We start from the raw sequence: 5414 nt of genomic DNA on the forward strand, positions 1-5414 counted from the left end.
CCAGCATTATGTTCGCATTAGCCAAGATGACGATGCAAACTCAGCCACAATTCTTGGTGATAACAATGGCCGTAAAGGTTTGGCTAAACAAAGCATTTTAGATGGCGGCTTTTTAGAGTTAGTGCGTTACGGTGTACGGCCCGCTAATGATAAGCATATTATTGATACGCTTGATGAATATGATGCGGATAATTTACCTGAAAATCTAAAAGTTAAATATAACTTCACCTTTGAAGGTGTTGAGGGCGAGTTCCCAGGCTGGCGCCGTTACGGTAATGATGGCTACGGTGAAGATGAAGTAACAGGCACAAACTACGCTGAAGGTGGCAATAACACACCTGGTCAACGTGGCCGTGTTTGGCCATTCTTTACCGGAGAGCGCGGTCATTACGAAATTGCAAAATTGGCTCAGTTTGGTGATTTTGATAAAGCACAACAGGCGAATTTAGTGCAAACCTATGTGAAGGGCATGGAACAATTTGCCAATGAAGGCTTAATGTTGCCAGAGCAAGTATGGGATGGTGTAGGCGTTAACCCTCACAACTATACATTTGGTGAAGGCACGAACTCTGCAACGCCTCTTGCGTGGACACATGCGGAATATATTAAGCTACTGCGCTCAATGTCAGATAAACAAGTTTGGGATTACTACCCAGTAGTGAAAGAAAAACTAAATTAAAAAAGGCGCGTTAAGCGCCTTTTTTTATGCTGAATGCCTGATAACTAAAGTAGGTTTGAGCTGCGTTTGCACTGGCGGCTCATCTTTTAATTGTGCCAATAAGTTTGCTACTAACATTTCACCAGCAACAGAGGTACTTTGGTTTACGGTAGTCAGCGCAGGCTCAGTAAAGCTCGCAACTGGAATATCATCAAAGCCAATCACACTAATATCTTCAGGTACGTTTAAACCTGCTTCTTTTACGGCGCGTATGGCACCAATTGCGATTAAATCACTAGCAGCAAAAATAGCGTTGATAGGGCGCTTTAAGCTAAGCAATGTTTTGGTTGCGTTGTAGCCTGATTCATCGGTTGAAATGGCATTGATGATTTGGCGCGCATCGACATCAAGCCCATGCTTTTGAAGGGTGTCTTTAAAGCCATTAAAGCGTGCAAAAAATTCAGGGCTGTGCTCTGAGGCATCGCCTATAAACGCGCATTGCGTGCGTTTTTTAGCAACTAAAAACTCAGCAACTTGTTCGCCGCCATAGTAATTGTCACACGAAATAGAAAGCTCAGGGCGCGAATCAACGTTTGCACCCCAACACACAAACTTGGTGTTGTTTTGTAATAGCGTGGCTAAACGTGCTTGGTAGTCAATGTAATCACCATAACCTAGCAAAATTAAGCCATCTGCACGATGACTGTCTTCGTACTGGGCTTGCCAATCCTGATCCATTTGTTGAAACGAAACCAACAAGTCATAGCCCTGGTTAGCACAGGCACGTGTAATTGAACCGAGCATCGATAAAAAGAACGGATTAATTAGGGATTCGTCGCTGGTTGGGTCTTCAAATAACAAAAGGGCAATGGTATTGCTTTGTTGAGTGCGTAAGTTGCTTGCATTTTTATCCACTTTGTAATTAAGTTTTTTCGCGATTTCGAACACTTTCTTTTTGGTTTCTTCATTCACTAATGGACTGTTGCGTAATGCGCGAGACACGGTCGATTGTGATACACCAGCGTAATGTGCGATATCGAACGAGGTCGCTTTTGATTTGCTCAACTCAACACCTTTATAAAATAAATGCCTATTTGGCAGGTATTTTAGCCATAAAATTGAGAAAAAAACTAACTTTATGTAAAAGGATATTGAATTTAATCTGACACCGGTGTCATAATTAGTGCAATAACCGGAGTCAATTGGGTTTGTTGCCAATTTATTTAGTTGTCTGTAGCAGGGCATAAATAAATCGCTAACGAGTTGCACTTTCTGCACTTAAAAAAACTTAGCCAATTCAATTGAGAGATTTTATATGTTTGAGCCTATTTTAGTTGCAGATGTTGGTGGAACGAATGCACGCTTCGCTTTAGTGAGCGCATTTGATAAAGAAACCAAACAGATTACATTTGACCATATTCAAAAATTGTCGAGTTTAGAATTCGATTGTTTTGCAGATGTATTGACCGCGTACATTAATACATTAGAAAATGTGCCTAAAAGAGCGTGTTTTGCTGTAGCTGGACCACGAAAGCAAGATACTGTTTATCTAACCAATTTAGGCTGGCAATTTAATGTTTACGACATTAAAACCGCTTTTGGTTTTGAAGAGTTTAAAGTGATAAATGATTTTGCTGCGTTTGCTGAAGCGTCTCCGTATATTAATGACGATGACAATCTAGTTGTAAAATCAGGTCAATCAAACCCTAGTGGAAATATTGCCGTAATAGGGCCGGGTACTGGTTTTGGTGCCGCTGCATTAGTAAAAGGCGAGAGCCATAATGTGGTACTTAGCACTGAGGCGGGCCACATAAGTTTAGCTGCATGTAATGCACTTGAGCGTGATTTATTGGCCGCATTGAGTAGTGAGTTTGAACATGTTTCGGTTGAACATGTGTTTTCAGGTCAAGGCATTGAAAATTTATATCGTGCAATGGCAAAAGTGCATAATATAAATGCAAAAGAGTATGATGCACCGACGATTACGCAACTTGCACTTGCAAATGATGACGAAATTTGTGTAAAAACCCTCAATCAATTTTGTGATTGGATTGGTGCAGTAGCGGGTGATTTAAGCCTGACGTTTAATGCCACTGGTGGTGTTTATATCGGTGGTGGTATTTTACCGCGTTTTCAAGATAAGCTTTTGGCCAGTGAATTTGCCAACCGATTTGTTGGAAAAGGAAAAATGCAGCATATCGTGGAAGATATTCCAGTCATTTTAATTACTCAAGATAATATCCCATTACTTGGCGCTGCGGCCAGTTTGGAAGCGAATTAATAACTAGAGAAGCATATGGAAAAAGTGACGATAAACAGTGTAGCTAAGCATGCTGGGGTATCGAAAAAAACGGTATCACGGGTGCTAAATAACGAGCCTAATGTGTCGGATGCTACGCGTGAAAAAGTACAACAGGCATTTAAAGAGCTAAATTATCGTCCTAACCCTATTGCACGTGGCCTTGCACATAATCGTAGTTTTATTATTGGCTGTTTATACGACAATCCATCAAAAAGTTACATCACGCGAGTGCAATCGGGCGCACTCGAAGCGTGCCAAGAACGCAACTACAACTTACTGATCCACCCGTGTGAACTGCGTGGTGAACCACTGATTGATAATATTGAAACCTTGATCAGCACCTCGCGCTTAGATGGCCTTGTACTCACTCCGCCATTTTCAGATAACAAAGAGTTAGTCGATTATCTCAAATTACGAAACATTCCCTATGCACGTGTTGCACCGGTAACACTTGATGATGAGTCTATCTCTATTAAAAGTAATGACACGCAAGCGGCTTACGATATTACCAAGTTGTTATTATCGCTTGGTCACAAAGAAATTGCGTTTATCAAAGGCCACCCAGATCACAGTGCTACAGAAGCCCGTTTTGATGGCTACGTAAAAGCGTTAGGTGAAGAGGGTATAGCTCTTAAACCTGAATTTGTTGCAGAAGGTAACTTCAGTTATCACTCTGGTGAAGACAGTGCACGTAAAATACTTGAATCAGCTGCTCGCCCGAGCGCAGTATTTGCGTCAAATGATTACATGGCTGCAGCGGTATTAAAAGTTGCATCGCAAATGTCTTTAAAAGTACCAGACGATCTATCGATTGTAGGGTTTGATAATGCACCAATTGCACGCCATATTTGGCCAGGGCTTACAACCATTGCACAGCCAGTAGAAGACATGACGTTTAGAGCTGTGACATTGCTTATTGACAGCATTAATGCAGCCGAAATTGAAAACATGGAAGAGATTTTTGCAGGCAAATTAATTGAGCGACAATCAACAGCCCAATTTAGTCATTAATTTCACTTCTTAAACAAATTTAAACGCAGCAGCTTGCTGCGTTTTTTATTTCAATTTCTTATAAATTATTTCGTTTTTGTCATTCAGTTGTCACTTCAAGGCGTTTTGCTAATAAAAATTTAATATCAATGCTCAAAAATGAGCAAATTTCAGGAAAAGCACTAAAATTAATGTTGACACCGGTGTCATGCATCGGTTTTAATAATGTGACACCGGTGTCACGGAGTGGTTGTGAGAGACACTCGATATCGGACCTTTGAACGGGTAGACAAAGACGCTCGGTACTTAGACTAGTAGGAGTCTCTAATTTAAGTACTGAGCCTTTTTCCTAAATCTTTATGAACGAGTGCGAAAATGCTACACCCAAGAATCCAAGAAGTAACCGACAGAATCATTGAACGCAGCAAAGCAACACGCCAGGCGTACGTAAACCGTATGAATGCGGCTAAATCAAAAGAGCGTGTTCGCGCAGGTTTAGGTTGCGGAAACCTTGCACACGTAATGGCAGCATGCTCAAGTTCTGAAAAAGCGCTACTGACTGAAGACGAACAACCTAACCTAGGTATTATCAATGCTTACAATGACATGCTATCAGCGCATGTGCCTTACAAAGAATACCCAGATTTAATTAAAAAGGTTGCGACCAAATTTAATGCCACTGCACAAGTTGCGGGTGGTGTACCAGCTATGTGTGATGGTGTAACGCAAGGCCGTGACGGCATGGAGCTTTCACTTTTTTCCCGTGATGTGATTGCAATGTCTACGGCTGTTTCACTGTCGCACGATGTTTTTGATGGTGTTTTTTGTTTAGGCCTGTGTGACAAAATTGTCCCTGGTCTTGTCATTGGTTCTTTATCTTTTGGCCATTTACCAATTTTTTTCTTACCTGCAGGGCCAATGCCATCTGGTATTCCAAATAAAGAAAAAGCACGTATTCGTCAAAAGTTCGCACAAGGCTTAGTTGGCCGTGATGAGCTGCTTGCAGCTGAAAGCGCGTCTTACCACAGTGCGGGTACATGTACTTTCTATGGTACGGCAAACTCAAACCAAATGTTGATGGAAATTATGGGCTTACATTTACCTGGTAGCTCATTTGTAAACCCGTACACAGAATTACGCGATGGTTTAACCGTAAATGCAGTTGAGCTTATGCTTAATCAGCTAATTAGCACTAAAGATGCAAACCCAATTGGCGAGATTGTAAGTGAAAAAACCATTGTGAATGGTCTAGTAGGTTTACTTGCAACGGGGGGGTCAACGAACCATGCAATTCATTTAGTTGCGATGGCAAAAGCAGCGGGTGTTGAGATTACGTGGAAAGACATGTCAGATATTTCAGAAGTAGTGCCACTTCTTGCACGTGTTTATCCAAATGGCTCGGCTGATGTTAACCATTTCCACGCAGCAGGTGGTTTACCGTTCCTAGTGAAAGAGCTGCTAAAA

General features: G+C 41.5%; 5 protein-coding genes. 4 read left to right on the forward strand and 1 reads right to left on the reverse strand.

Features of this window, described 5'->3' with window-relative positions; translation table 11 throughout:
• Positions 1 to 679: glycoside hydrolase family 15 protein (locus tag ABYD77_RS17460; RefSeq protein WP_372771372.1), on the forward strand; the 679-nt coding region annotated here is incomplete at its 5' end.
• 24 nt (positions 680 to 703) lie between these two features.
• Here the strand turns inward: ABYD77_RS17460 and ABYD77_RS17465 are convergent.
• Positions 704 to 1723, reverse strand: a complete 1020-nt coding sequence (locus ABYD77_RS17465; protein WP_372771373.1) for a LacI family DNA-binding transcriptional regulator — start codon at positions 1721 to 1723, stop codon at positions 704 to 706.
• Positions 1724 to 1973: 250 nt separating this feature from the next.
• Between ABYD77_RS17465 and glk the strand changes: the two genes are divergently transcribed.
• From glk to ABYD77_RS17480, 3 genes are all read left to right on the forward strand, one after another.
• Positions 1974 to 2939: a glucokinase gene (gene glk / locus ABYD77_RS17470; RefSeq protein WP_372771374.1), complete on the forward strand. Its 966-nt coding sequence runs from the start codon at positions 1974 to 1976 to the stop codon at positions 2937 to 2939.
• Between the two features lie 15 nt (positions 2940 to 2954).
• The gene (locus ABYD77_RS17475) at positions 2955 to 3971 is read left to right on the forward strand and encodes a LacI family DNA-binding transcriptional regulator (RefSeq protein WP_372771375.1); all 1017 of its coding nucleotides are present in this window, start codon (positions 2955 to 2957) and stop codon (positions 3969 to 3971) included.
• Positions 3972 to 4325: 354 nt separating this feature from the next.
• Positions 4326 to 5414: dihydroxy-acid dehydratase (locus ABYD77_RS17480; RefSeq protein WP_372771376.1), on the forward strand; the 1089-nt coding region annotated here is incomplete at its 3' end.

It is taken from the genome of Pseudoalteromonas sp. (genome assembly GCF_041629635.1).
GTDB lineage: Bacteria > Pseudomonadota > Gammaproteobacteria > Enterobacterales > Alteromonadaceae > Pseudoalteromonas.

Bases quoted from the DNA above. Each gene is read 5' to 3' on its own strand.
- glk (WP_372771374.1), top strand. From the start codon at position 1,974: ATGTTTGAGCCTATTTTAGTTGCAGATGTTGGTGGAACGAATGCACGC.
- ABYD77_RS17475 (WP_372771375.1), top strand. From the start codon at position 2,955: ATGGAAAAAGTGACGATAAACAGTGTAGCTAAGCATGCTGGGGTATCG.